This window comes from Laceyella putida (assembly GCF_042665195.1).
Classification (GTDB): Bacteria; Bacillota; Bacilli; order Thermoactinomycetales; family Thermoactinomycetaceae; genus Laceyella; species Laceyella putida.
Genome location: NZ_JBHTBW010000062.1, coordinates 122,752 through 144,816, shown reverse-complemented (window position 1 = coordinate 144,816; position 22,065 = coordinate 122,752). Strand labels below are relative to the sequence as shown.

At 50.1% G+C, this 22,065-nt stretch carries 21 protein-coding genes and 2 pseudogenes; 9 read left to right on the top strand and 14 right to left on the bottom strand.

All coding sequences use genetic code 11. The features are described 5' to 3' along the window. The first annotated feature begins 127 nt into the window (after positions 1-127). Complete coding sequence (locus ACFQNG_RS17775) at positions 128-1,159, top strand: hypothetical protein (RefSeq protein ID WP_379867117.1); 1,032 nt, start codon at positions 128-130, stop codon at positions 1,157-1,159. 35 nt (positions 1,160-1,194) lie between these two features. On the opposite strand, the gene trxA is transcribed toward ACFQNG_RS17775, so the two are convergent. The 6 genes and pseudogenes from trxA to ACFQNG_RS17745 all read right to left on the bottom strand — a co-directional run bounded on the left by trxA (position 1,195) and on the right by ACFQNG_RS17745 (position 7,468). Beyond that, the gene (trxA, locus tag ACFQNG_RS17770; protein ID WP_379867116.1) at positions 1,195-1,518 is read right to left on the bottom strand and encodes a thioredoxin; all 324 of its coding nucleotides are present in this window, start codon (positions 1,516-1,518) and stop codon (positions 1,195-1,197) included. Positions 1,519-1,689: 171 nt separating this feature from the next. Then, positions 1,690-2,676: an electron transfer flavoprotein subunit alpha/FixB family protein gene (locus ACFQNG_RS17765; RefSeq protein ID WP_379867114.1), complete on the bottom strand. Its 987-nt coding sequence runs from the start codon at positions 2,674-2,676 to the stop codon at positions 1,690-1,692. Between the two features lie 19 nt (positions 2,677-2,695). Next, positions 2,696-3,475, bottom strand: a complete 780-nt coding sequence (locus ACFQNG_RS17760) for an electron transfer flavoprotein subunit beta/FixA family protein (RefSeq protein ID WP_379867112.1) — start codon at positions 3,473-3,475, stop codon at positions 2,696-2,698. A 12-nt stretch (positions 3,476-3,487) separates the two neighbouring features. Then, entirely contained in the window at positions 3,488-4,096 is a 609-nt protein-coding gene (locus tag ACFQNG_RS17755; protein WP_379867111.1) for a TetR/AcrR family transcriptional regulator, read from the bottom strand. A 125-nt stretch (positions 4,097-4,221) separates the two neighbouring features. After that, the gene (locus tag ACFQNG_RS17750; protein ID WP_379867110.1) at positions 4,222-5,913 is read right to left on the bottom strand and encodes a long-chain-fatty-acid--CoA ligase; all 1,692 of its coding nucleotides are present in this window, start codon (positions 5,911-5,913) and stop codon (positions 4,222-4,224) included. A gap of 141 nt (positions 5,914-6,054) precedes the next feature. Next, positions 6,055-7,468: pseudogene (locus ACFQNG_RS17745) on the bottom strand (spore germination protein). A gap of 425 nt (positions 7,469-7,893) precedes the next feature. Here ACFQNG_RS17745 and ACFQNG_RS17740 point away from each other — a divergent pair. Continuing rightward, a complete protein-coding gene (locus ACFQNG_RS17740; protein ID WP_379867109.1) occupies positions 7,894-9,165 on the top strand; it encodes a BaiN/RdsA family NAD(P)/FAD-dependent oxidoreductase in 1,272 nt (423 codons plus the stop codon). 93 nt (positions 9,166-9,258) lie between these two features. Here the strand turns inward: ACFQNG_RS17740 and ACFQNG_RS17735 are convergent, their stop codons facing one another. From ACFQNG_RS17735 to ACFQNG_RS17725, 3 genes are all read right to left on the bottom strand, one after another. After that, positions 9,259-9,564, bottom strand: coding sequence for an alpha-amylase family glycosyl hydrolase (locus ACFQNG_RS17735; protein WP_379867108.1), 306 nt, complete (start codon positions 9,562-9,564; stop codon positions 9,259-9,261). Between the two features lie 162 nt (positions 9,565-9,726). Then, positions 9,727-10,848 (bottom strand): glycerate kinase, encoded by a 1,122-nt coding sequence (locus ACFQNG_RS17730; RefSeq protein WP_379867106.1) that lies wholly within the window; start codon positions 10,846-10,848, stop codon positions 9,727-9,729. Positions 10,849-10,874: 26 nt separating this feature from the next. Beyond that, positions 10,875-11,150, bottom strand: a complete 276-nt coding sequence (locus ACFQNG_RS17725; RefSeq protein ID WP_379867104.1) for a hypothetical protein — start codon at positions 11,148-11,150, stop codon at positions 10,875-10,877. Positions 11,151-11,717: 567 nt separating this feature from the next. Between ACFQNG_RS17725 and ACFQNG_RS17720 the strand changes: the two genes are divergently transcribed. From ACFQNG_RS17720 to ACFQNG_RS17700, 5 genes are all read left to right on the top strand, one after another. Beyond that, positions 11,718-12,158, top strand: coding sequence for a hypothetical protein (locus ACFQNG_RS17720; protein ID WP_379867102.1), 441 nt, complete (start codon positions 11,718-11,720; stop codon positions 12,156-12,158). Positions 12,159-12,507: 349 nt separating this feature from the next. Further along, positions 12,508-13,146, top strand: coding sequence for a YhbD family protein (locus ACFQNG_RS17715; RefSeq protein ID WP_379867100.1), 639 nt, complete (start codon positions 12,508-12,510; stop codon positions 13,144-13,146). Next, on the top strand, positions 13,139-13,870 hold the full coding sequence (locus ACFQNG_RS17710; RefSeq protein ID WP_379867098.1) for a polymer-forming cytoskeletal protein: 732 nt from the start codon (positions 13,139-13,141) through the stop codon (positions 13,868-13,870). The genes ACFQNG_RS17715 and ACFQNG_RS17710 overlap by 8 nt, the downstream gene beginning before the upstream one ends. Before the next feature lie 250 nt (positions 13,871-14,120). Then, on the top strand, positions 14,121-14,774 hold the full coding sequence (locus ACFQNG_RS17705) for a helix-turn-helix domain-containing protein (protein ID WP_379867095.1): 654 nt from the start codon (positions 14,121-14,123) through the stop codon (positions 14,772-14,774). Between the two features lie 4 nt (positions 14,775-14,778). Further along, positions 14,779-15,447 carry a tetratricopeptide repeat protein gene (locus ACFQNG_RS17700; RefSeq protein ID WP_379867092.1) on the top strand — a complete coding sequence of 223 codons (669 nt, stop codon included), beginning with the start codon at positions 14,779-14,781 and terminating at the stop codon, positions 15,445-15,447. Between the two features lie 3 nt (positions 15,448-15,450). Here ACFQNG_RS17700 and ACFQNG_RS17695 read toward each other — a convergent pair whose 3' ends face one another. Beyond that, on the bottom strand, positions 15,451-16,101 hold the full coding sequence (locus ACFQNG_RS17695) for a YdcF family protein (protein ID WP_379867089.1): 651 nt from the start codon (positions 16,099-16,101) through the stop codon (positions 15,451-15,453). A 143-nt stretch (positions 16,102-16,244) separates the two neighbouring features. Here ACFQNG_RS17695 and ACFQNG_RS17690 point away from each other — a divergent pair, with 143 nt between their 5' ends. Beyond that, on the top strand, positions 16,245-17,630 hold the full coding sequence (locus ACFQNG_RS17690) for an RsmB/NOP family class I SAM-dependent RNA methyltransferase (protein WP_379867087.1): 1,386 nt from the start codon (positions 16,245-16,247) through the stop codon (positions 17,628-17,630). A 65-nt stretch (positions 17,631-17,695) separates the two neighbouring features. Here ACFQNG_RS17690 and ACFQNG_RS17685 read toward each other — a convergent pair whose 3' ends face one another. Continuing rightward, entirely contained in the window at positions 17,696-18,892 is a 1,197-nt protein-coding gene (locus tag ACFQNG_RS17685; RefSeq protein ID WP_379867085.1) for an MFS transporter, read from the bottom strand. Positions 18,893-19,052: 160 nt separating this feature from the next. On the opposite strand from ACFQNG_RS17685, the gene ACFQNG_RS17680 reads away from it, so the two are divergent. Then, a complete protein-coding gene (locus ACFQNG_RS17680; protein WP_379867084.1) occupies positions 19,053-19,289 on the top strand; it encodes a hypothetical protein in 237 nt (78 codons plus the stop codon). Positions 19,290-19,459: 170 nt separating this feature from the next. Here ACFQNG_RS17680 and ACFQNG_RS17675 read toward each other — a convergent pair. From ACFQNG_RS17675 to ACFQNG_RS17665, 3 genes and pseudogenes are all read right to left on the bottom strand, one after another. Continuing rightward, a pseudogene (locus ACFQNG_RS17675) lies at positions 19,460-19,791 on the bottom strand (M36 family metallopeptidase); the annotation flags it as partial. Positions 19,792-19,920: 129 nt separating this feature from the next. Then, a complete protein-coding gene (locus ACFQNG_RS17670) occupies positions 19,921-21,075 on the bottom strand; it encodes a thiolase family protein (RefSeq protein ID WP_379867082.1) in 1,155 nt (384 codons plus the stop codon). A 9-nt stretch (positions 21,076-21,084) separates the two neighbouring features. Further along, on the bottom strand, positions 21,085-21,942 hold the full coding sequence (locus ACFQNG_RS17665; RefSeq protein WP_379867080.1) for a 3-hydroxyacyl-CoA dehydrogenase family protein: 858 nt from the start codon (positions 21,940-21,942) through the stop codon (positions 21,085-21,087). Positions 21,943-22,065 lie beyond the last annotated feature (123 nt).

Here is a 22,065-nt window from a genome sequence, read left to right as displayed (position 1 = left end):
TTATGAAAAACGGGCGGTTTATTTTTGTGCTGCCATTACCTTGATTTCCTTGATCATGTGGCTCAATTAATCATTCACCAGACACGCCCTAGTCGAATCATACTTCCCTTCCCATCAGGAGGAACGAATGGAACACATCAAAACACATGGATTTAAACTCGCATGGATGCAACTACTCGGCATGATTGTCTTTGGCGCGATTTACGCAGGAATTTCTTTGGCGTTTTCCCTGCTCATGGTTGCTGTGGGCGCATCTGAAAGCCTATTCGCCGATCCCCTTGAAGATCCTGCGCAATTGGGTTCTGGCACCCTCATCGCGAGCATCATCGCCTACTTGTGCATGTTTCTCGCACAGCTGGTCGTCGGCGCGATGTCAACAGGCGCTTCTTATGGAGCCGGCATCGAAGCGGTATTTCAAAACCGCTCATCGTTAGACCTATATTTTCATCATGCGTTTCACCATATCAAGCGCTTGACTTTCCTGACGCTCATCGTCTCGGCGTTATTCATCCCCGCCGTCATGATCGCGGCCATCATTTTCATTGTATTTGCCGAAAGCGCACCCGATCTGGAAGCAGTCGGTTTGGGACTGTTCATTTTTATCCTGGCTCTCTATGCGTTGTTTGTCTATGCCGTGACGATATTTGCTCCCATCATGATCATTAAGGAGAAAAGCACAGCGTGGCAATCCGTCAAACAATCGACCAAATTGTGGAAACGCGCATTTGGCAAATCGTTTGTCACCGTCTTGACGGCTGCCGTGACAGCCTTGGGCATCATTCTGGGATATGGACTCATCCTGCTGATCCTGGCGGTGATTATGGGCGTCTCCTTCGAAAGCGGCATGAGTGGACTGGGCACCATGTCCGTCATCTTCTTGGTGATTTTCGGGATTTTCTTTTTCATCTTTGTCGGACCATTTGCCGGCGTCAGCGCCAATCTCATTCTGGCCAGCCGTTATAAAGACCATCTGCGCCCCGTCTTGTTCCCGGAACAATACCAAGCGGCAGGGGAAGATCAGGCAAGCCATGCGTCGGCAACACCGGTTGCCCCGACCGAAGATGAAATGATTCAAACATCCGAACCAAGCGATATGCCACAAGGGGAAGAAACCGACACACCCTCTGCCGATGACGAGCGGACACCCCCAAAAATGTAAAAAGGCCTTGGCGTTAAGCCAGGCCTTTTGCTTGCTTACAGGTATTCTTTCACCCAAGCGATCAATTGTTCTTTTGGTTGGACGCCAACGGCTTTGCTCACCGCTTCCCCGTTTTTGAAAAGAATCATAGTGGGAATGGACATGACACCAAATTGGCCAGCCGTTTCGGGACTGTTATCCACGTTTACTTTTGCCACTTTGGCTTGATCGCCGATTTCCGCTTCCACCTCTTCCAGGATGGGAGCCAATTGACGGCATGGGCCGCACCACGGAGCCCAGAAATCCACCAAGAAAACACCCGCATCCGGGCTTTGTACTTCTTTATTGAATGTTTGATCCGTAAGTTCCACGATAGCCACGGTCAAACCCTCCTTTTCCGCAACCTTTGATAAACACTTTCCTGCATATGTAACAGGCTCTTTGTTAGTATACCACTTCACATAAAAAGTTCCAAGTATTTCGGGTCGCGAAATAGAAAAAGAGCACGGTTACGTGCCCTTCTTTCCCCTTCTTACGACCTTTTAAACAGCTTAGGCTTGGTTCTGCAGAAGTTTTTTCAGTTCTTCGGTCAACAGCGGCACGACTTCGAACAAATCTCCGACGATTCCATAATCGGCCACCTGGAAAATCGGCGCTTCGGGATCTTTATTGATCGCGACGATCACTTTGGAGTTGGACATCCCCGCCAAGTGTTGGATCGCACCGGAAATGCCACACGCGATGTAAAGATCCGGGGTGACGACTTTCCCCGTCTGCCCGATCTGCAAAGCATAGTCGCAGTAACCGGAATCACACGCCCCGCGGGATGCGCCGACGGCTCCGCCCAACACGTTGGCCAACTCATACAGCGGCTTGAATCCGTCTTCGCTTTTCACACCCCGTCCACCGGAGATGATGACACGCGCTTCGGTCAGGTCAACCCCATCAGTGGATTTCTTCACCATCTCTTTGACTAAGGTGCGCAAAGAATCCGGCGCAAACGTCACCGAAATTTCTTCCACGTCCGCTTGACGGGACGCATCAGGCTCTCCGACGGGAATATTGTTGGGACGCAGGGTCGCAAAGACAGTTCCTTCGGTAAACACTTTCTTGACGAATGCTTTTCCAGCATAAATCGGACGGGTAAAGACGATTTTGTCGCCTTCCACCTCTACTTGTGTGCAATCGGAGACGAGTCCCAACCCGAGACGGGCAGCCAAACGCGGGCTGACATCCTTGCCCACAGCCGTATGGCCGGTCAAGATCACATCGGGATTCACTTCTTCGATCACCTTTTTATAGGCTTGAAAATAAGCATCGGTGGTATATTGATCCAATTCTTTATTTAATGCGATGACCACCTTGTCCGCACCATGCTCGACAAGGGGGCCCACCAAGTCTTTGGCGCCCGATCCCAACACAGCTGCCGTGACTGCTCCTCCCGCCGCCACCTTGCGTGCCGCTGCCAGCGCTTCCAAGCTAACATTGCGGAGTTTGCCCTCACGAACATCAGCTAGTACCAATACATGTTTGCTCATGCTACGCTCCTCCTCGCCGTTAGATCACTTTGGCTTCCGAATGTAATAATTGCACCAGTTCTTTCACTTGATCGGGGATCTCTCCTTGCAGAACTTTTCCCGCTTGCTTCTTCGGCGGCAAGAAGATTTCAGTCGTCTCCGTTTTGGCTTTGATTTCATCTTCGTCCAAGTCGAGATCATCTAGCTCCAAGCGAGTAAGCGGTTTCTTTTTCGCTTTCATGATCCCGGGCAGGGATGGATATCGCGGGTCATTCAAACCTTGTTGCGCTGTCACCAAGAGAGGCAATTTGGCTTCAATCACCTCTAAGTCCCCTTCGACATCTTTCTCCACCGTCACTTGATCTCCATCCACTTCCAGTTTCACAATGGTGGAGACATGGGGGATTTCCAACAGTTCTGCCAAACGCGGACCCACTTGGGCGGAACCGTCATCCACCGCCATGTAACCGCAGAGAATGATATCAAATTCCAGATCTTCTTCCTGAATCGTCGCATGCAGAATTTGGGCAACGGTATGTTCATCCACTTCCTCGCCCAAGTCCTCGATATCGACGATCACCCCTTTGTCCGCCCCCATCGCCATCGCGGTCCGCAGGGCCTGTTCCGCGCGCTCCGGTCCGATGGTCAGCACCGTCACTTCGCCACCGTGCTTCTCTTTCAAGCGAATCGCTTCTTCCACAGCGTACTCATCATAAGGGTTGATGACGAATTCCACCCCCTCTTCACTGATGCGGCCATTTTCAATCGTGATGCGCTCTTCGGTGTCAAACGTTTGTTTCAAACATACGAGGATATTCATGCGGCTTCCCTCCTAAGCGTCTGCATCCATCTGGTGATAATTACCCATCCCATAGACAAATAAGCGATGCAATGCATCTACTTGGTCCAGCAACCGGTACTTGTGATCATTCATGATCCAAGATGTGACGGTTTCGTCCAACGTGCCGAAAATCATTTTGCGGGTGATCCGCACATCGAGATCAGGGCGAAACACACCTTCTCGCATTCCGTTTTCCACGATGCCGTCAATCACATCCAAGTACCGTTTGAGAATCTCCCCAATCCCTTTGCGCACCTCGGGATTGGACTGTCTCAGTTCGATCTGTGTCACAATCGCCAGCTTATGATCCCTTTCCAAATGCTCAAAATGCAAACGAATCAGTTTGTATAATTGGTCCACTGCTGAATTGACTTGAGCCATTTCCTCTTCTACCCGGCTGATAAATGTTCCCATCTTCTCACTGAATAAGGAGATGAGCACGTCATCTTTATTTTCGAAGTAGAGATAAATGGTACCATCCGCCACCTTGGCTTCACGGGCAATTTTGGACACCTGAGCATTATGATAGCCATATTCGGCGATCACACGAACAGCCGCTTCAATGATCGCTTCATACTTTTCTCCAGTCCGTTTAGCCATGGTCATGTTCCTCTCTGCCTTATCGCTGAATGACTATTCATTCAATTCTAAGTGTAGTATGTTATTATTTAATTGTCAATGTATTTTTATACTTTTGCCATTGCCTAACTCGCAACAGCTCTCCATTATGCTCCCTCGTTCTGTTTTTTTTGTAGTTCCTCATCTAATAATACCCTTCTTAACACTTTTCCCACGATCGATTTCGGCAGTTCTTCCCGAAACTCCACCAGACGCGGAATCTTGTAGCTGGCTAAACGCTCTCGGCAAAACTTCTCTATCTCTTCCTTCGACACTTTTTGTCCTTCTTTCAGCACAATATATGCTTTGACCGTTTCCCCGCGGTAAGGATCGGGAACGCCGACGACAACCGCTTCTTGGACCGCTGGATGCTCAAACAGCACTTCTTCCACATCGCGCGGATAAATGTTAAAGCCTCCGGCGATGATCATATCTTTTTTGCGGTCAATGATATAAAAGTAGCCATCTTCGTCCATCTTCCCGATATCCCCTGTGGACAACCAACCGTCAACCAACACTTTGGCCGTCTCTTCCGGGCGTTTCCAATATCCCTTCATCACTTGCGGACCTTTCACTTGCAATTCACCCACTTGACCAGGCGGCAAGACCTCTCCGGTATCCAGGTCAACGATGCGGGCCTCGGTATCCGGCCACGGCAAACCGATCGTCCCGCTTTTGGACCGCTCCCAGATCAAGTTGGAATGGGTAACGGGGGAAGATTCGGTCATTCCATACCCTTCGACCAACAGCCCCCCGGTTAACTCTTCAAATCGCTCTTGCACTTCAATCGGCAGCGGAGCTGAACCGCTCAAGCAAGCGCTGATGGAAGATAGGTCATACCGTTTAATGTCCGGATGGTTGATCAAGCCCACATACATCGTGGGTGCGCCCGGGAAATACGTCGGCCGATGCTCGACAATCAATTTCAATATCAAATCGCGGTCAAACTTCGGCACCAAAATCATGGTCGCCGCCAAGCGCACCGCAAAATTCATCACCACGGTCATCCCATACACATGGAAAAATGGAAGGGCTCCCAAGATGGAATCTGTCCCCCGCTGCGCTTTATATATCCAAGCCTCCGCTTGGCAACAATTCACAACCAGATTGCGATGGGTTAACATCGCCCCCTTGGCGAGCCCGGTCGTCCCTCCTGTATATTGCAATAAGGCCAGATCATCCCCTGACTTATACGGGGCTTCCATCGGACTTGCCGAGGCCTGGGACAATAACTTTTTCAACCGATAAACGCCGGGGTCCTCCGGAATCTCCACATGGGTGTTCTCAAAGCGGTTTTTCAGTTGAAATAGCCATTTTTTCGGAAACGGCAGATAATCCCCAATACTTGTAATGATCACATGCTTCAGTTTTGTTTGCGCTTTCACTTCATTGACTCGTGAATACACCATATCCAGGCAAATGAGCGTCTCGACATCCGCGTCGCTTAACTGGTGCTCTAACTCCCGCTTCATGTAAAGCGGGTTGATTTGCACCACGACGCCACCCGCAAACAACACGGCATAGTAAGCGATTACAGCCTGTGGGGAGTTGGGCAACATGATGCCGACCCGCTCTCCTCTCTCTACCCCCAGTGACTTCAGAGCGTGTGCAAGGCGGTAAGAAGCTTCTAACACCTGGCGATACGTCATCCGTTTCCCTAAGAATACAATCGCATCACGTTCTGGATAATCGCGGGCGGCATCCACCAAAAACTGTGTCAAAGGAACGTCTGGGTAATTCAGGTGATGGGGAACTTGTGGCGGATAATGTTTAAGCCACACTTTTTCCGTATCAGCCATCGGAACTCCTCCTCTTTCTGACTGAGCAGTCATTCATCATGTTGATATGAGTTTTTAGAATTAACTTTATGATCACTATAAATTATTTTATCGGATTTTTCCTCATTTTAAAATACGTATAAAAAAATCCCTGTGTAATTTTCACAGAGATTCTGTTCGGCGATCTGGATCTTGCGGCGATAAAACGCGTGGACGTTTCGTCTTGTTGGGCATGGGTGTACGCACGAGCACATCCCACAGCGCTTTGCCGTTAAAGGGAACCAACAGCCACAGATAAGGTGTTTGCAACACTTCGATACGCATGCCAAATAAACCAAAACAGGATGCCTGCCACAAAACCAATCCACCCAAACAACGCGGTCATCAACAAGAAAAAGACCCGCGACAATTTGTTGGCCAAGCCCAATTCATAGCTGGGCGAAGCAAAAGTGCCAATCGCTGAAATGGCCACATACAGGATGACCTCCGAGGTGAACAGCCCCACTTGCACCGCCGTTTCACCCAACAAAATCCCCGCAACCAGCCCCATGGCCGTAGCCAACGGTGAGGGGTGTGGATCGAAGCCATCCGCAAAACTTCCACCCCGATATCCGCAATCACAATCTGAAAAAAGAGAGGAAGCGCCGCCTCCTTCTTCGGCCCGATAAAGTGAAGTTCCGGTGGAAAAATCTCAGGATGAGTGGCAATCAAGTACCAAATGGGCAACAAAAACAGCGAAGCCGCCAACGCCAATAACCGTACCCACCGCAAAAAAGCCCCCACAACAGGCTGTTGGCGGTATTCCTCCGCGTGTTGCACATGGTGAAAAAACGTGATCGGAGTGATCATCACACTCGGCGAAGTGTCCACATAGATCAACACGTGCCCTTCCAAGAGGTGCACCGCCGCAACATCGGGCCGCTCGGTGTAACGAACCATTGGATAAGGATTCCAATACCGTTTAAACAAGTATTCTTCCAAACTTTTTTTCGCCATGGGCAAACTATCCGTTTTCACCTTATTTATGGCCCGCCGCACTTCTTCCACGACTTGGGGGTCTGGGATCACGCAAATGACGCCGCGTTAACGACGTATTAAAGACGATGGTCTCCACAAAGCCGTCGCGCGCTCCCCTGACCACCCGTTCGATGTCAGGCTCTTCCGGACCGCGGGCGGGATAAGTGCGCGCATCGATGATCAACGCCTTCGCTTCGCCATCCACCAACAATACGGAGGGACCCGACATGATCGCGCTCACTGCCTTTTCCATCTCATCCGTCGTCTCAACCTCAATATAGGCGATCTCCGTGTTCACCAGCTTTTCAATCGCATCCGTTCTGAGTTCCTTTGGACCCAACTGGGACATATGCTCCATGATCCGGTTGAGGATATCGTCTTTGGCAAAACCGTCCACAAAATAAAGCGCACACGCCTTGCCACCATATTCGAGACGGCGGCAAATCATGTCGAAGCTTTCGTTTACACCCAGGATCTCATTCAACCGTCGCACATTCGTTTCCAAGTCATCCGCTAATTTGGCGGTTTGCCACCAAGGCTGCTGTTGTTGTTTGCTCATGGGCACCACCTAACTTGATCTGATGCTACCATTATGATCAAAAACCAAGACGAACAAACAGAAAGGCAGCCTTTCAGGAAAATGACAAACCCTAGAGGAGGAAGGTTTTTGCCTGTACCCTGTGGGTGAAAGCGTAGTGACCGGGAGCATTGAATCAAGCGAAGTGCCGAACGGAGGAAGAGCGGGCGACGGAGCGACTTCCCGATAAAGCGACCAAGGAACGAAGACTCAAATATCGACTCCGGAATCTCTTTGTCAGAAAACTCAAGGGAACCTCTCTTCCCTGTCTCACACGTTTTGACCCGGGCCCATTCCTTAGCAAAACCTCAGCTGATCTGACCGCACTTTTCATCTCCCACCCTTTCGCCTAAAATGAAAAAAGTTAGGTAAAGATACCGTTAACGCAATGACAAAGGAGCAATCATATGAAATACGATGTCATCGTGATCGGAGGAGGGCCGGCCGGGCTGATGGCAAGCGCTTCTGCCGGGATGCACGGCGCCAAGGTCCTGCTGTTGGACAAGGGTGAAAAACTGGGCAAAAAACTGGCCATTTCCGGGGGAGGCCGGTGCAACGTGACCAATATCAAGGAAATAGATGAGCTCATCAAAAACATCCCCGGGAATGGCCGCTTTTTATACAGCGTTTTCTCGGTCTTCAATAATCGGGACCTCATGCATTTCTTCGAAGACCTTGGCGTGAAGTTGAAAGAAGAAGACAATGGCCGCATGTTCCCCGTCACCGACAGCGCCAAAACGGTTGTCCAAGCCTTGATTAAAAAGGTGAAGGCTGTCGGCACAGAGATTCGCGTAAATACGCCGGTCAAACGCGTCCTGTATGAGAATGGCAGAGTCGCAGGTGTGGCATGCCATACGGGGGAAGTCTTTCACGCTCCCGCCGTGATCTTGGCGGCAGGTGGGAAAGCGGCTTCCCATACCGGTTCAACCGGAGATGGTTACCCATGGGCAGAAGAAGCCGGCCATACGGTGACCGAACTGTTTCCCACCGAAGTGCCGCTCACTTCGGCTGAGCCACTGATCAAAAGCAAAGCGTTGCAAGGCCTCTCCTTGCGCGATGTCACGCTTTGCGTGTTGAACCCCAAGGGAAAAAAAATCATCGAGCATCGCGGCGACATGATCTTTACCCACTTTGGCCTCTCCGGCCCCATCGCGCTTCGTTGCAGTCAGTTCGTGGTTAAAGAGCTGAAGAAAGGGGGAATCCGTTCGGTGCCGGTGGCCATCGACCTGTATCCGGACCAGAAGCTGAACGCTTTGGAAGAGGTTTGGTGGAAAGAAATGAAGGGCAACCCCAAGAAAACGGTGCGCAACAGCTTAAAAGGGCGAGTGCCCGAGCGACTGATCCCTGTCATGATGGAGCGGGCCGAGATGGCGGACGATCTCATCGGCTCCCATCTCTCACGTGAACAACTGCACCGTCTCTGTCAAGAAGTGAAGCAATTCACCCTGCAAGTGAACGGAACCTTGCCCCTGGAAAAAGCGTTTGTGACTGGCGGCGGTGTGCATGTAAAGGAGATCAATCCCAAAACCATGCAATCGAAGCTGATGAAAGGACTCTATTTTTGCGGCGAGATTTTGGACATTCATGGTTATACGGGTGGGTATAACATTACCGCCGCTTCTTGCACAGGCTTTGTGGCGGGGAAAAGCGCGGCGGAACAAGTCAAAGGCTTGGGCTGACAAGCAAGGTTCTGTGCGCAACACAGAACCTTGCCCGATAAAAACCCCGCGCATAAGCGGCCATAGTCCAGCTTTTCGCGGTTGATGCGACGGTTAATGCCGGATTCTTTCAGCACTACTTTTGGAGATATGATTGATAACCGCATCAAACTTCAGGTCAAAATCATTCACAAGGGCTTGCACATCCGACCAATCCCCCAGCTCCGGGTTGATCCGGCGATAGTCCACCACCGAGAACCCATCATCGAAAGTATATGGATAAAAGGGAAGAATGCGGACGGAAGTAATCATCCCTTTTAAATACCAGTTTAAAAATTGACGGAAGGTTTGCAGGGGGTCTTTGATAGAAACCCCGAAGGTGATCAACATCACATCATCTTCCGTAACCCACGGTTTCACCGCAGGGGCGCGGTTAGCCTATTTTTCGGGCAAGGACTCGACTTTCGTTAGGACTTCAGTGCTGTTTTCACCATACAAAAGCTGAAGTTTATCCCGTAAGCGCTTCTTCTTGTCATCATCCATCTTGAACTGGGCCATTTTTATCCTCCCGTGCCTCTGGATCTATTTTAATAATCGAACAATATTCTCTACAGCTTGAAAAAGAAATTCTTTTCCCGCAGCCAACGCTTCTTCAAGTGCGCACGGCTTTGGGATAATGCTGTTCGCTGACAGCAACCCTTGCGCATAGAGAGACTCATATCCCGGCAATACAGTGCCCGCAAACGCGATGACCGGAACCCCGCTCTGGTTGGCCCGCTTGACAATGCCCGCGATCACCTTGCCATCTGGGGTCTGATCATCAATCTTTCCTTCACCCGTCAGCACATAATCCGCATCCCTCACCTGCTCGTCAAAGGAAAGTAGATCCAACACCAGATCGATCCCCGGTACCAGGCTGCCCCCACACAAGAGTAGCGCGGCCCCAAGCCCTCCCGCAGCGCCCGCGCCCGGAACATCATGGAGGGAGAGGCCTGTCGCTTGGAACGCGACATTGGCCATATGAGTCAAGTTGTCATCCAATTGTTGCAACATGTCCGGGGTTGCCCCTTTTTGCGGGCCAAACACATAGCTCGCGCCGCGCGGTCCCACCAACGGGTTGGTTACATCGCAGGCGATTTTTATGTTCGTTTGAGCCAGCCGGGGATCGATGTGACTCAAATCGATTTGAGCGATCTTGCCCAAGCTACCTCCCCCAAAGGGAATGTCTTTTTGCCGGGCATCCAACACCTTCGCACCAAGGGCTTGCAACATGCCGATCCCGCCGTCGTTGGTGGCGCTTCCCCCAATCGTGACAATCAGGGTCTCGGGCTGATGCGCGAGCGCGGCCTGCATTAATTCCCCGGTGCCGTAAGTGGTCGTGCAGAGCGGATTGCGCTCGTCGGGGGGAACCAGATGAAGTCCACTCGCTTGCGCCATCTCGACGACACCTGTTTTTCCATCGCCCAGAATGCCATACTTGGCTACGACCGACCCGCCCAACGGACCGGTCACCTCGGTCTCATAAACCCTGCCATGGGTCGTCTCAACCAACACGTCGAGGGTTCCCTCCCCCCCATCGGCAACCGGCAGCAGAACGGTCCCCGCATCGGGGAAAACCCGCAACACGGCTTGTTGCATGGTGAGCGCCGCCTCTTTTGCGGTCATGCATTCCTTAAATGAATCAGGTGCCAGCAAAAACTTCATGTTATATCCCCAACCTTCCATAAGTATCATTTGAACACAGGGCTTGCGTCATCGCTTTCACCCCGTGGCAGAGAAAAGAATGAAGCAATGGTGATTTGTTGATCCAAAGAGAATGGCTCATCGTTTGCACAAAAACGGATTGGATTGAAAAAATTCAACCAATCCTCACCAAATTTTTCAACCCAATTTGGCCATGCAACTTTTGATATAGTGAACCGATTGCCGGTATGCTTCCGCTTCATTTTCTCCCCGCACACGGCATTCAAAAGCCTTTTTTTGGCTATCTCTTTAATTGGAGCCATGATGAAACAACCCACCCATCTTCAAAAACGTTTTTGGCGATATCCAACAATGCATACAATCACCAAAAAATAACATACTAAAATGACTGAATTATTCCCATATGAGGAGGGCAAGGGATTTCCCAATCACCATGAGCACATTGAATTGGACTTTATTGATCATCTTCATCACCATTCCGTTGGTGGCCATCGCTTGGTGGCAATTCAAAACGAGCAAAGCCAAAAACAAAAAGTGATGAGCCAATGGAAAGAGGAGGGCGATAGCCTCTCCTCCGACCATGGTGAGAATATCGTTGGGGACATGCCCACGTACCTGCCGATAAATCCGGAAAGCGTTTACAATCGCTATTCTTTATTCTCATTTACCTTTTCATTCTCCCTAAAATAAATGGATCTTACAATTCCGCAAAAATCAACAAAACGAATGTTAAAAAACTTAAACAAACCGTCATCTTTCTATGAATCAATCTGAAAAATAGTGAATTTTAAATATAATCATTCAAACTGTGCTAAAATAAAGAAAGAGCCATCCGGTAGGCTCTCACATCATGCCAAGGAGGGTTTCCTTTGTTCAAAATCTTGCGTCAACTACTGCTCGTCGGACTCCTCGCCTGTTCTGTCATATTCCCATTGCAAACCGGGGCGGCCACACCCGTACAGCAATCGGTAAGCACCGAATCCTGGCCAGTCGTTACGATTACCGGCACCATCCAGTCCCTGCCTGGTTATGATTCAGACTATGAGCATCAATACGCACTGATCAGCAATGTTCGTCTCGTCAGCGGTTCCGTTTCCGTGCCAAGCAAAATTTTCGCCTCGATTCGCATCGATGAGCAAGGAACGGAAGGCTCTCTTCCCCTGCGCGTGGGTTCCTCCATCCAGATCAAAGGCGAATTCATCCCTGAAGATGAAGCATACAAAACGCCCGAAAACTGCTGTTATGCGGTCATCCATTTTACGCATGACCCTGTCGGCTATGTATACTACAATGGGGTGTATTATCGTTGACCAATCCCCCTCTGCAAACACAGGGAATTCTTGGACAATCCCTTCTACCGTAAAGTAATGTGCCAAGCCGAACCTGGATCAACATGAGTTTATAAACTGATCTCCAAGCGAGGATTGGGCATCTCATTCCCATTCACTAAACCTGTTCTGCGGCATATGCGTGACGCCGGCGAGCAGGTTTTTTCTTTTTTTATCCATAGCATTGCAAGCGCCTCCCGTCCGGTGCATGGAATGGGATACCCGTTCTCCGGCAGAAAACCCCACTTCCCCACAAACGCATCGCTGAGAGTAAAACCGCTTCACAACGTAACATTGTTATGTTACACTGATGATGAAGGAGGGAGCCGCGATGGAGAAGGAGCTTATTTCCAAAAAAGATCTGCTTGAACTGACTGGCATATCCTACGGTCAACTGTACCGTTGGAAGCGTAAAAACCTTATTCCCGAAGAGTGGTTTATCCGCAAGTCCACCTATACAGGGCAGGAAACCTTTTTTCCCAAAGAACAAATTCTAGACCGCGTGGAAAAGATCAAGAGTATGAAAGACGATCTCTCGCTTGATGAGATCGCGGACATGTTCTCCACTGTCCCCACCACAACGACGTTGGCGGCCCATGAATTAATCAAACGTAACATTGTTTCGGAAGCTTCCCTTCAATTGTATACACAACAGTTTGCGGAAAAGAACGTTTTCACTTTCAAAGAAGCCTTGCATGTGTACATCCTGGATAAGCTGCTTTCCAAGGGAGAAATCAGCTTGGAGGAAGGAAAAGCCCTCCTTCAGGTTTTGCGTGATCATTACGAGAAGGTAGAGCAATCGGGCGGCCAATTGGTTTTCATCCGCAAGATGGGCGTCACTTCTTTCATCCTTGCACAACCTGGTGAAATCTACTTTGAAGATAGCGTACGGGTTGTCGTCACCTTAAATCTACTTACTTGCATTGAAGAATGTAAAATGAAATGGCATGGAGGCGAGGCACATGGATAAAGAAAAACGCCGCGATTTGACCATCTCCGGCTCTGGGAGCGCCGCGGGCGGGTTGTATGATCGCTTAAGCATCAATGGCGAAGGACGCATCCATGGCGATGTTGATTGCATCAGCATAAAGGCTTATGGGGTAACGACGTTTGCCGGCAACGTCAAAGCCGAACGATTTGATATCGCCGGTGAAACGACAATCAAGGGAAAAGTGGAAGTCGAAGAGATGAAAGTAAAAGGGCAAGCACACGTCTACGGGTATGTGATCTGCGAAGAACTGAAAGTGATGGGAGCCACCACCATTGAAGGCAATTTAACGAGTGAGGAAATTGAGATCAAAGGCGCCACCACCATCAAAGGGGATTGTGAAGCGGAAGATTTTCAAGCCCGGGGGGGCTTTACCATTGATGGTCTGCTAAACGCCGGCCATATCCATGTGCGGCTTTACGGCAAATGCCAAGCGAAAGAGATCGGCGGTGAAACGATCCGCATTGAAAAAGACGGCCTGGATTTCTCCCTTTTCAAATGGCTCAAATCCATCCTCCACTACACCAATGAACTGGTTGCGGATACGATTGAAGGCGATGACATCTATCTGGAAAACACGAAAGCCAAAGTGGTGCGCGGCAACAATGTCATCATCGGCTCAGGTTGCCAAATCGATCTCGTTGAGTACAAAGACCAATTTGAGCAAAAAGAGGATACGGTCGTGAAAGAGCACAAAAAAGTATAACGATTCCCATGAACCTCGCATCCGCTGTAACATTCACAGCGGATGATTTCATTTATGGAGCCCACCCACATAACCCCCACATCACTTTTTAACGAATTTTTAAATACAGCCATATTAGAGGAAAAATACACTCATAATGACATTTTTTTAATTTCTTATTTTAAATTATATAAACTTTGCGATTTTTTTTGAAAAAATGCTAGACAAATCAATATCAAAAAAATAAGATAAAAGCAAAGAGGTGATCATGGTGAACGTGAGCGATTTAAAGACATTGGGCGAGGCCTTGCGGAAGATTCGAAAAGAAAAAGGCCTGCGCTTAAAAGACATGGAAGATGAACATATCTCTTTCGCCACCATCAGCAGCATTGAACGGGGCATTCCAACGGTCAAGCCCCAGAATCGCGAATATTATTGTCGCAAGCTCGGATTTAATGTTGAGGACATCCCTCAGTTGATTCATCGTGAACAACGGGAATTTCAGCATTTGGAAAACTTGCTCTTTCTCATTGAAACGTGCATCAATCTCGATTGTGACGGCGCATTGGAGCGGCTCCGCTTTCTGCAAAAACATACGAAAGGCGGATATATGGATATTATCCTTTATCTTAAAGGATTGTGTTACGTTAAGAAAAACAATCTGAAAACGGCGGAGAAATTCTTCCTCCAATCCATAGAACATATCAATGCTAAGCAATTCATATCGCAAAATAATATTAAAGCCGCTTGTTATAAGGAATTAGGTCGTATCTATTACCAACGGGACAACTCTCTCCAACAGGCGCTCGACTTCACCAATAAAGGGTTGTCCGCTTTCAATGAAAATGCCGATCGCCAAGAAATCAAGCATTTCTTGATGATCGACAAAGTATATTTCTTGGAAAAAGCAATATCGCATCGATGAAGCCTTGCAAACCCTTGATGAGTTATGGGGCTCGATCCAAGACATCAACATCTTGGAAGTGAAGCTGAACATGTATGAATTGAAAGCGACACTCCTCAATCAAAAGAAAAAGTACGAAAAAGCGTTGCAATTTGCCAAAGAGGGATTATTTATCGCCCGTGAAAACGGGAGCCACGAAAAAGGGGTTGAACTGCTTACCGTTTGGGGGAACATTCTGCAAAACGCAAATGATTACATGACAGCGGAAAATTGCTATAACCTCGCCCTGCGCCTTGAAGGCAAGCTGAAGGACAAAAAGTATGTGTTGGTTTCCACCCATACACAACTGGGCAAACTCTACAGCAAAATGAAAAAATGGGATCAATCTTACGAACACTTGACCACAGCCGTCGCCAAAGGGAGAAAGTACAATGATGCCCATCGTTTTTGCGAATCATTGGTGGCGCTGGGAGATTACTATCTAGAAACCGGAAAGCATCAAGAAGCAATTCAACCGTATGATGAGGCGTTGACGATCACCAATCAGTATTCTTTCCTGCGGTTGAAAGAACGCATCCTGCTCAACCTGTCAGAATGTTGGAAGAATATCGGCAATCACGAGAAGTACATCTCGCTCCTTGTCGAGTTGCAATCAGAGCTTCGTCTGCGCGAACAAAACGTTGCCCAGGCATAAACTCTACAAACCGGGGATTTCTTTGGCCAACGGCAAAATATGGCCACGCTTCCCATACGCTACAATGCGCAAGTATTCGCCATACACCACCGCTCGATGCGCGGCTACTTGCGACCATCCCCAGGCCGTAACGGGGAGTTTGTTGATGGTGGTCAGCGAGGGATAAGCCTCGATCACCATCTCATCCGGCAGATATTTCTTCAAGGTGCGGTACTGTCTGCCAACGGCAAACGACTTGCTGACAAACAAGAGGGACGATAACCCGTTCACATTAATCTTTCGCAATCCGAACAATACGTTTTCCAGCGAATTGGTCGATTGATCTTCCCAATCCATCAAGTGCAAGGGGACGCCCCACTCAACCAACTTATCGCGAATCACTTGCGCTTCTGGCGTTGTCCCATAGGTCCAGCCAGCATGTCGAATCGCATTGGCCTTGTATCCCCCGGTGATCATGATGCGCTTGACTATTCCTTGATGATAAGCGCGGGCGGCCGTGGCCCATATTTCTGGATGCGAACTTCCAAAGACAAACAAAAGATCATATTGCGGCAAGGTTCGTTTGGCCAGATGGCGCATGAAGGTGATTTCCGTCAACGCTTGCACTTGTGCCGAATTAAGCGGAGGAACATCGGGAAATTTCGGAATGCCCATCTCTTTGCCTCCTTCAACAAGGCTGGTCTATCCACCCAGCCTTTTTCCCTGCTTCCCTCCCCTTCAAACCCCGCCTTCCCATGCAGGGTATTCTTCCGTTTTATGATATAATTGCCTGTATCGATGGTTTGAGGAGGACAATCATGGTTTCACTGCCTGAAGATTTCCTGAAGCAGATGCGAACATTGCTTAAGGATGAATACGAAGCGTTTATCCATACATATGAAGAGGCACCTACCCGCAGTCTGCGGGTCAATACACTCAAACTGCCTCCAGCGGAGTTGGCTGAGCGTGTTTCCTTTCATCTGCAACCGATTCCCTGGTGCCAGGAAGCCTTTTATTATGATCATGAACAAGACCGACCTGGCAAACATGTCTATCATGCGGCGGGTCTCTATTATATCCAAGATGCGAGTGCGATGTCGCCGGCTGAAGCCCTTGAGCCACAACCGGGTGAAACGATTTTGGATCTCTGCGCGGCTCCCGGTGGGAAAACCACACAAATTGCGGCAAAGATGCAGGGCCAAGGGCTTCTCGTCGCCAATGAAATCGATGGCAAACGGATCAAAGCGCTGGTGGAGAATCTGGAACGGTGCGGTGTCACCAATGCCGTGGTCCTAAATGAAAACCCCTTGCGGTTGACGGAGCGGTTTGCCGGATTTTTTGACCGCATTTTGATTGACGCCCCGTGTTCGGGGGAAGGGATGTTTCGCAAAGACAGGGATGCGCGTGAACGTTGGAGCTTGCGCGCAACGGAAAAATGCGCCGACCTTCAGTTGGAAATTGTAACCGCCGCCGCCCCCATGTTGCGGCCTGGCGGACGTCTGGTCTACTCCACCTGCACGTTCAACCCGCAAGAAAATGAGGGGGTGCTCGTCCGTTTTCTTGCCGAGCATCCCGAGTTCCGTCTCATTCCGGTACCCCAGTTGGCCCATTATCAACCCGGACATCCCGAATGGACGCACACCGCTAACCCCGAACTGAGCAAGACGGCCCGTCTCTGGCCACATCGCTTGCGGGGTGAAGGCCATTTTGTCGCCGTATTGGAAAAAGACGTTTTGGCAGAGGGAACCAAACAACGCCCCGGCAGATTTCCTTCCATCCATGCTCAAGCTAAAACGCTCTGGCAGCAATTTGTCAATGAGACATACCGTAAACCCGAGCTTTTTCATGGCCAATTAACCCTGTATGGCGAGCATCTCTATCTCGTTCCGGACGAATTACCGTCGTTAAAAGGACTAAAAGTAGAGCGTCCCGGCCGATATTTGGGTCAAGTCAAAAAGAGCCATTTTGTCCCCGCCCATGCGTTGGCCTTATCCGCTTGGCCGGAACAGGTGAAACAAACGGTGGATTTCAGCGCGGACGATCCCGGGCTATTGCTTTATCTGCAAGGTGAAGCGCTTCCCGTTTCACTTAATAAAGGATGGACCTTGGTTACCGTTGATGGATTTGCACTGGGCTGGGGAAAAGTGTCGGGAGGACTCTTAAAAAATCACTATCCGAAATGGTTGCGTTGGGATAAGCATTAAGTTTGGCGCAATAAGCATAAAAGAGACACCGCACAGAAAATGGTGTCTCTTTTACTTTCCCATATTCACGCACTCAATCGCGTCACTTCCGGCTGACTCGCATCCTTCTCCGTTCGCCGCGCTGTCCAGTATAACAGCGCGGAACTTGCCACAAAAAGCAAGGTGAATAGAAACATGCCCCGATAACCGAACCAGGCTGCAATGATGCCCAGCAGGAAAGAGCCAACCCCGATGCCCAAATCAGCGGCGATAAAGAACGTAGCCGTAGCCGCTCCGCGCCGCGCCGCCGGCACACGCGAAATGACAAGCGCCTGCAGGCAAGGCTGGATACTTCCATAACCGGCACCGATCAGCGCCCCCGCCGCATAGAACAACCCCTTGTCTTCGGCCAAGGCCATGCAGATCAAACCGATGACATAGGCGATAACACTTGGATAAACGACATAATCCGGTCCTTTGCGATCGAAAAGGCGCCCCGAGAAGAGCCGGGCGATCACCAAGGCCAAGGCATAACAAAAATAAAAGCCGCCGGCCATATCGGCATCGCCCAACTCGGCCGCATAAAGGGAAATAAACGAAACAATGCCGCCAAATACCATGGCAAAGCCAATGATAGGCATGGAATAGTAAAACGCTTGGCGCTCGATCATCTTGGCCCAGTCAGTGAAACGCGGTTGCATCCGTGGTGACTGCGCGGTGTCCTTGGGGAACTTCACCAACATGATCAACAACAGGCTGACCAGGACTAAGAGGCCGCAAAAGAAAAAGAGCCATTGATAAGACAAGGCGTGAATCACCATCAGGCCAAAAGCGGGGCCGACGACCATCGCCAGCATGTTGGAGGTTCCGAAATACCCCAATCCTTCCCCCCGTTTGGCGGATGGGATAATATCAGTCACAACGGCGCCCAAGGCGGTAGTGGCTATTCCGAACATCCCTCCATGCAATATCCGTATCACCAATAACAACGCAAAACTCATCGCGGCAAAATAGCTGAACGTCGCTAGCAAATACAAACAAATCGTCCATAATACAATCTTTCTTCTATCCAATTGATCGACCAGCAATCCACCGTAAGGCCGCATCAGAACCGAAGCAATCGTAAACATCCCGACAATCAAACCCACTTGCCCTTCTTGCGCTTTCAATTCATCAACCGCATAAACGGGCAAGGTTGACAACAACACAAAAAATCCGGCAAACAAGAAAAAGTTCGCCAGACAAATCAGGATAAAGTCCTTCGTCCACAATTTCGTCCTCATCGTCGCTTTTCCTCCACCTGTCCCAAGATCCACCTGCTATTATATTTCGCGAAACGAAATAAATTCAATGAGACAAATTTGGTAAAAAAGCGCTCTCATTCGCATCGGTCAAGCTGACAATTGCATATGCTTCATCATAGGCACTCGGAGGTGATTTCATTTGACAAAAGAAGAAAAATACCCAATACATCCCAAATATCTGCCATATACGCAAGTGGCCATGGGCATGATTCAGCCGGAATGGATCTTCATGAGTCACTTTTTTGAAGATGAGGAAGAAGAGCAACCTGAAGCGGTTTGCCTTTCCGCCATCCCCACCGCATCTCCGGCAACGGTGATGGACAAAAAAGAAACAGAAATCCAAATCCATTTTCACGCCCGCCAAGAGCATAAATAAACTCCCTCACTTCGATGCTTCCGGAGTGAGGGAGTTTTGCGTGCATGGTTATCCCGCCGCCAAAAGAAACCAACTCAACCTGATCCGCTTTTCTCCCTCCCTTCATCCACCGCATCGCGCAACACAAAAAAACCGCCTCTCCCCAAGCGGAGAAACGGTTTTCGTAACCATTATTGATTCACAGTGATGCCACGGGCGGTCCAAATACGCTCAATCTCTGCTTGATGCGCGCCTCCATACAAAACCTGGTCAGCCGCGAGCAAGGATTGCAAGCCTTCTTGGAAACCCGATTCCGGAGTTAACGACCAGTGGGATTGCAAGATGATTTTGGTAGCCACACCCCGTCCAAACGCCCCCTCCATCTCATACAACCCTTGTGACCAAATCTCGCCATCCGCATGCACTTCGCCAACCCAATCCGCCGAGTACACTTTGTTGTTATCCAAGCGGCGCAAACACGTGGGATTTTCCGTATCATACCGGGTGCGTCCCACTCGGCCACATAGTCAATAGACCGCAAAAAAGTGTACGAACAGATCGGTTCAACAAGTTCCCACTTCCTTCTCTCCCAAAGATGGTCTAACAACCACTATTCTATTGATAAAATTGATAATCACCTATATTTCTCTTCTTAATTTTCTACTCTTTCAATCAACGTTGCCGTCGCCATCCCATGCCCGATGCAGATCACCATCAAGCCATAACGGCCCTGGATTCGCTCCAATTCCTGCACCAACGTCGTCATCAGCTTGATCCCTGTCGCGCCCAGCGGATGGCCTAATGCAATCGCCCCTCCATTCACATTTACCTTCGCCAGGTCTGCGCCCAGTGTCTTCTGCCAGGCCAATACAACCGGCGCAAACGCTTCATTGATCTCAACGCGGTCAATTTGTTCCAACGTTAGGCCCGTTTTGTCCAGGATCTTCCTCGTGGCTGGAATCACTCCATCCAGCATGAGCGTGGGGTCCGATCCCACCACCACTTGCGCGATGATGCGCGCTCGGGCCCGCAACCCCAACTGCCGGGCTGTTTGCGCTTCCATAAGCAAAATCGCCGCCGCCCCATCACTCATCTGGCTGGAGTTGCCTGCGGTGATGATGCCATCCGGCACGAAAACCGGCTTCAACTGGGCCAACTTTTCCAATGAGGTGTCTTGGCGCGGCCCTTCGTCCTGCATCACGTTTATTTCTTTGCCGTCGCTGTCGTGACCGGTGATGGGCATGAGTTCACGGGAGAAGCGGCCCGCTTTCGTCGCGTTTATTGCTCGCTGGTGGCTTTGATACGCATAGTGGTCACACGCCTCCCGGGAGATTCCATATTTGTCGGCAATGCGCTCCGCCGACACCCCTTGATGAATAAACTCAAACCGTTCCTGCAAAGCCGCGGGAATCGTCTGCTCATTCCCATCACTTCCGATGGGAACCCGCGTCATGCTTTCCACCCCGGCGGCCAGAGCGATATCCATCGTTCCCGCCTGGATCGCTTGGGCGGCAAAGTGCAAAGCTTGTTGTCCCGAGCCGCACATGCGATTAATCTGCACGGCGGGGACATGAACCGGGAACCCCGCCCGCAATGCCGCCAACCGGCCAATATTCAAACCTTGTTCCTCGATCGGTGTCACACATCCCATCACAATGTCTTCCACTTTTCCCTTCTCCACCCCAGCCCGCTTCATCACTTCATCGAGGGCACTCGCGGCCAACTCGACGGGATGCCAGCGACGCAACACGCCATTGCGTTTTCCCACGGGGGTCCGCACCCCTTCCACAATCACCACTTCCCGCATCAAACCACCTCATCTCCCCTCATAGTCATAAAACCCTTTGCCGCTTTTGCGTCCCAGATGGCCCGCTTCCACGAGTTTGCGCAATATTTGGGGAGCGCGAAACCGTTCCCCATACGCTTCCAGCAAACCCTCGCTGGCGAAGAGCAACGTATCCAGTCCAATATAATCGGCCAATTCGAGCGGGCCCATTGGGTAATTGAGTCCCAGGCGCACCGCTTTGTCAATATCCTCTTTTGTGGCGATCCCTTCTTCGTAAATGCGCATGCATTCCATCAAGTGTGCCGCAATGGCCCTGGTGGTGACAAAGCCTTGCCGGTCTTTTACCAACACCGTCTCTTTGCCGATCTCCCGAGCCACTTGGACCACTCGCTCTACCGTCTCTGCCGACGTGGTGATACCCTGTACCAGTTCAATCAACTTCATGACGGGAGCGGGATTGAACCAATGCATGCCAAGCACTTTATCAGGGCGCCCGGTCGCGGCGGCCAAGGCCGTTACACTTAACTCAGACGTATTGGTAGCCAAGATGGTCTCCGCATCGCACAATTGGTCACATTCATGCAACACTCGCTTCTTTATTTCCAGATTCTCCGGCACCGCTTCGATCACCAATTGACAACCCTTTATCGCGTCCGGCAATCGGCAAGTGGTTGTCACTCGCGTCCATGCCGTGGCGCTTTCCGCTTCCGACAGCTTCCCCGCTTTGACAAAGCGGGCCAAACTGGCTTGAATCTCACGTTTGGCCTGTTCTATCGCGCCAGGGGCAACATCATGCAAAGTGACCGCCTTCCCACCCATCGCGCACGCTTGGGCAATTCCCCTACCCATCAACCCCGCACCCACCACCGCAATCCGCTGTACCGTCATATGCATGCTCCCCTTTCTTCTTGGTCAAACCAACACCTTTATTTCATTATATAGTACATTCCGCATTTTCAATCATCTGGCGGCGTGTGATAGAGAAAAGATTGTAGACAGCATAAAAAAAGC

What these genes read in the sequence shown, in the direction of transcription:
- ACFQNG_RS17690 (WP_379867087.1), top strand. Translation starts at nt 16,245, where the DNA reads ATGGTTTCACTGCCTGAAGATTTCCTGAAGCAGATGCGAACATTGCTT.
- ACFQNG_RS17710 (WP_379867098.1), top strand. Translation starts at nt 13,139, where the DNA reads ATGGATAAAGAAAAACGCCGCGATTTGACCATCTCCGGCTCTGGGAGC.
- ACFQNG_RS17725 (WP_379867104.1), bottom strand. Translation starts at nt 11,150, where the DNA reads ATGGCTCCAATTAAAGAGATAGCCAAAAAAAGGCTTTTGAATGCCGTG.
- ACFQNG_RS17665 (WP_379867080.1), bottom strand. Translation starts at nt 21,942, where the DNA reads ATGACGGTACAGCGGATTGCGGTGGTGGGTGCGGGGTTGATGGGTAGG.
- ACFQNG_RS17755 (WP_379867111.1), bottom strand. Translation starts at nt 4,096, where the DNA reads ATGGCTAAACGGACTGGAGAAAAGTATGAAGCGATCATTGAAGCGGCT.
- ACFQNG_RS17715 (WP_379867100.1), top strand. Translation starts at nt 12,508, where the DNA reads ATGGAGAAGGAGCTTATTTCCAAAAAAGATCTGCTTGAACTGACTGGC.
- ACFQNG_RS17775 (WP_379867117.1), top strand. Translation starts at nt 128, where the DNA reads ATGGAACACATCAAAACACATGGATTTAAACTCGCATGGATGCAACTA.
- ACFQNG_RS17760 (WP_379867112.1), bottom strand. Translation starts at nt 3,475, where the DNA reads ATGAATATCCTCGTATGTTTGAAACAAACGTTTGACACCGAAGAGCGC.
- ACFQNG_RS17730 (WP_379867106.1), bottom strand. Translation starts at nt 10,848, where the DNA reads ATGAAGTTTTTGCTGGCACCTGATTCATTTAAGGAATGCATGACCGCA.
- ACFQNG_RS17685 (WP_379867085.1), bottom strand. Translation starts at nt 18,892, where the DNA reads ATGAGGACGAAATTGTGGACGAAGGACTTTATCCTGATTTGTCTGGCG.
- ACFQNG_RS17670 (WP_379867082.1), bottom strand. Translation starts at nt 21,075, where the DNA reads ATGCGGGAAGTGGTGATTGTGGAAGGGGTGCGGACCCCCGTGGGAAAA.
- ACFQNG_RS17695 (WP_379867089.1), bottom strand. Translation starts at nt 16,101, where the DNA reads ATGGGCATTCCGAAATTTCCCGATGTTCCTCCGCTTAATTCGGCACAA.
- ACFQNG_RS17750 (WP_379867110.1), bottom strand. Translation starts at nt 5,913, where the DNA reads ATGGCTGATACGGAAAAAGTGTGGCTTAAACATTATCCGCCACAAGTT.
- ACFQNG_RS17740 (WP_379867109.1), top strand. Translation starts at nt 7,894, where the DNA reads ATGAAATACGATGTCATCGTGATCGGAGGAGGGCCGGCCGGGCTGATG.
- ACFQNG_RS17765 (WP_379867114.1), bottom strand. Translation starts at nt 2,676, where the DNA reads ATGAGCAAACATGTATTGGTACTAGCTGATGTTCGTGAGGGCAAACTC.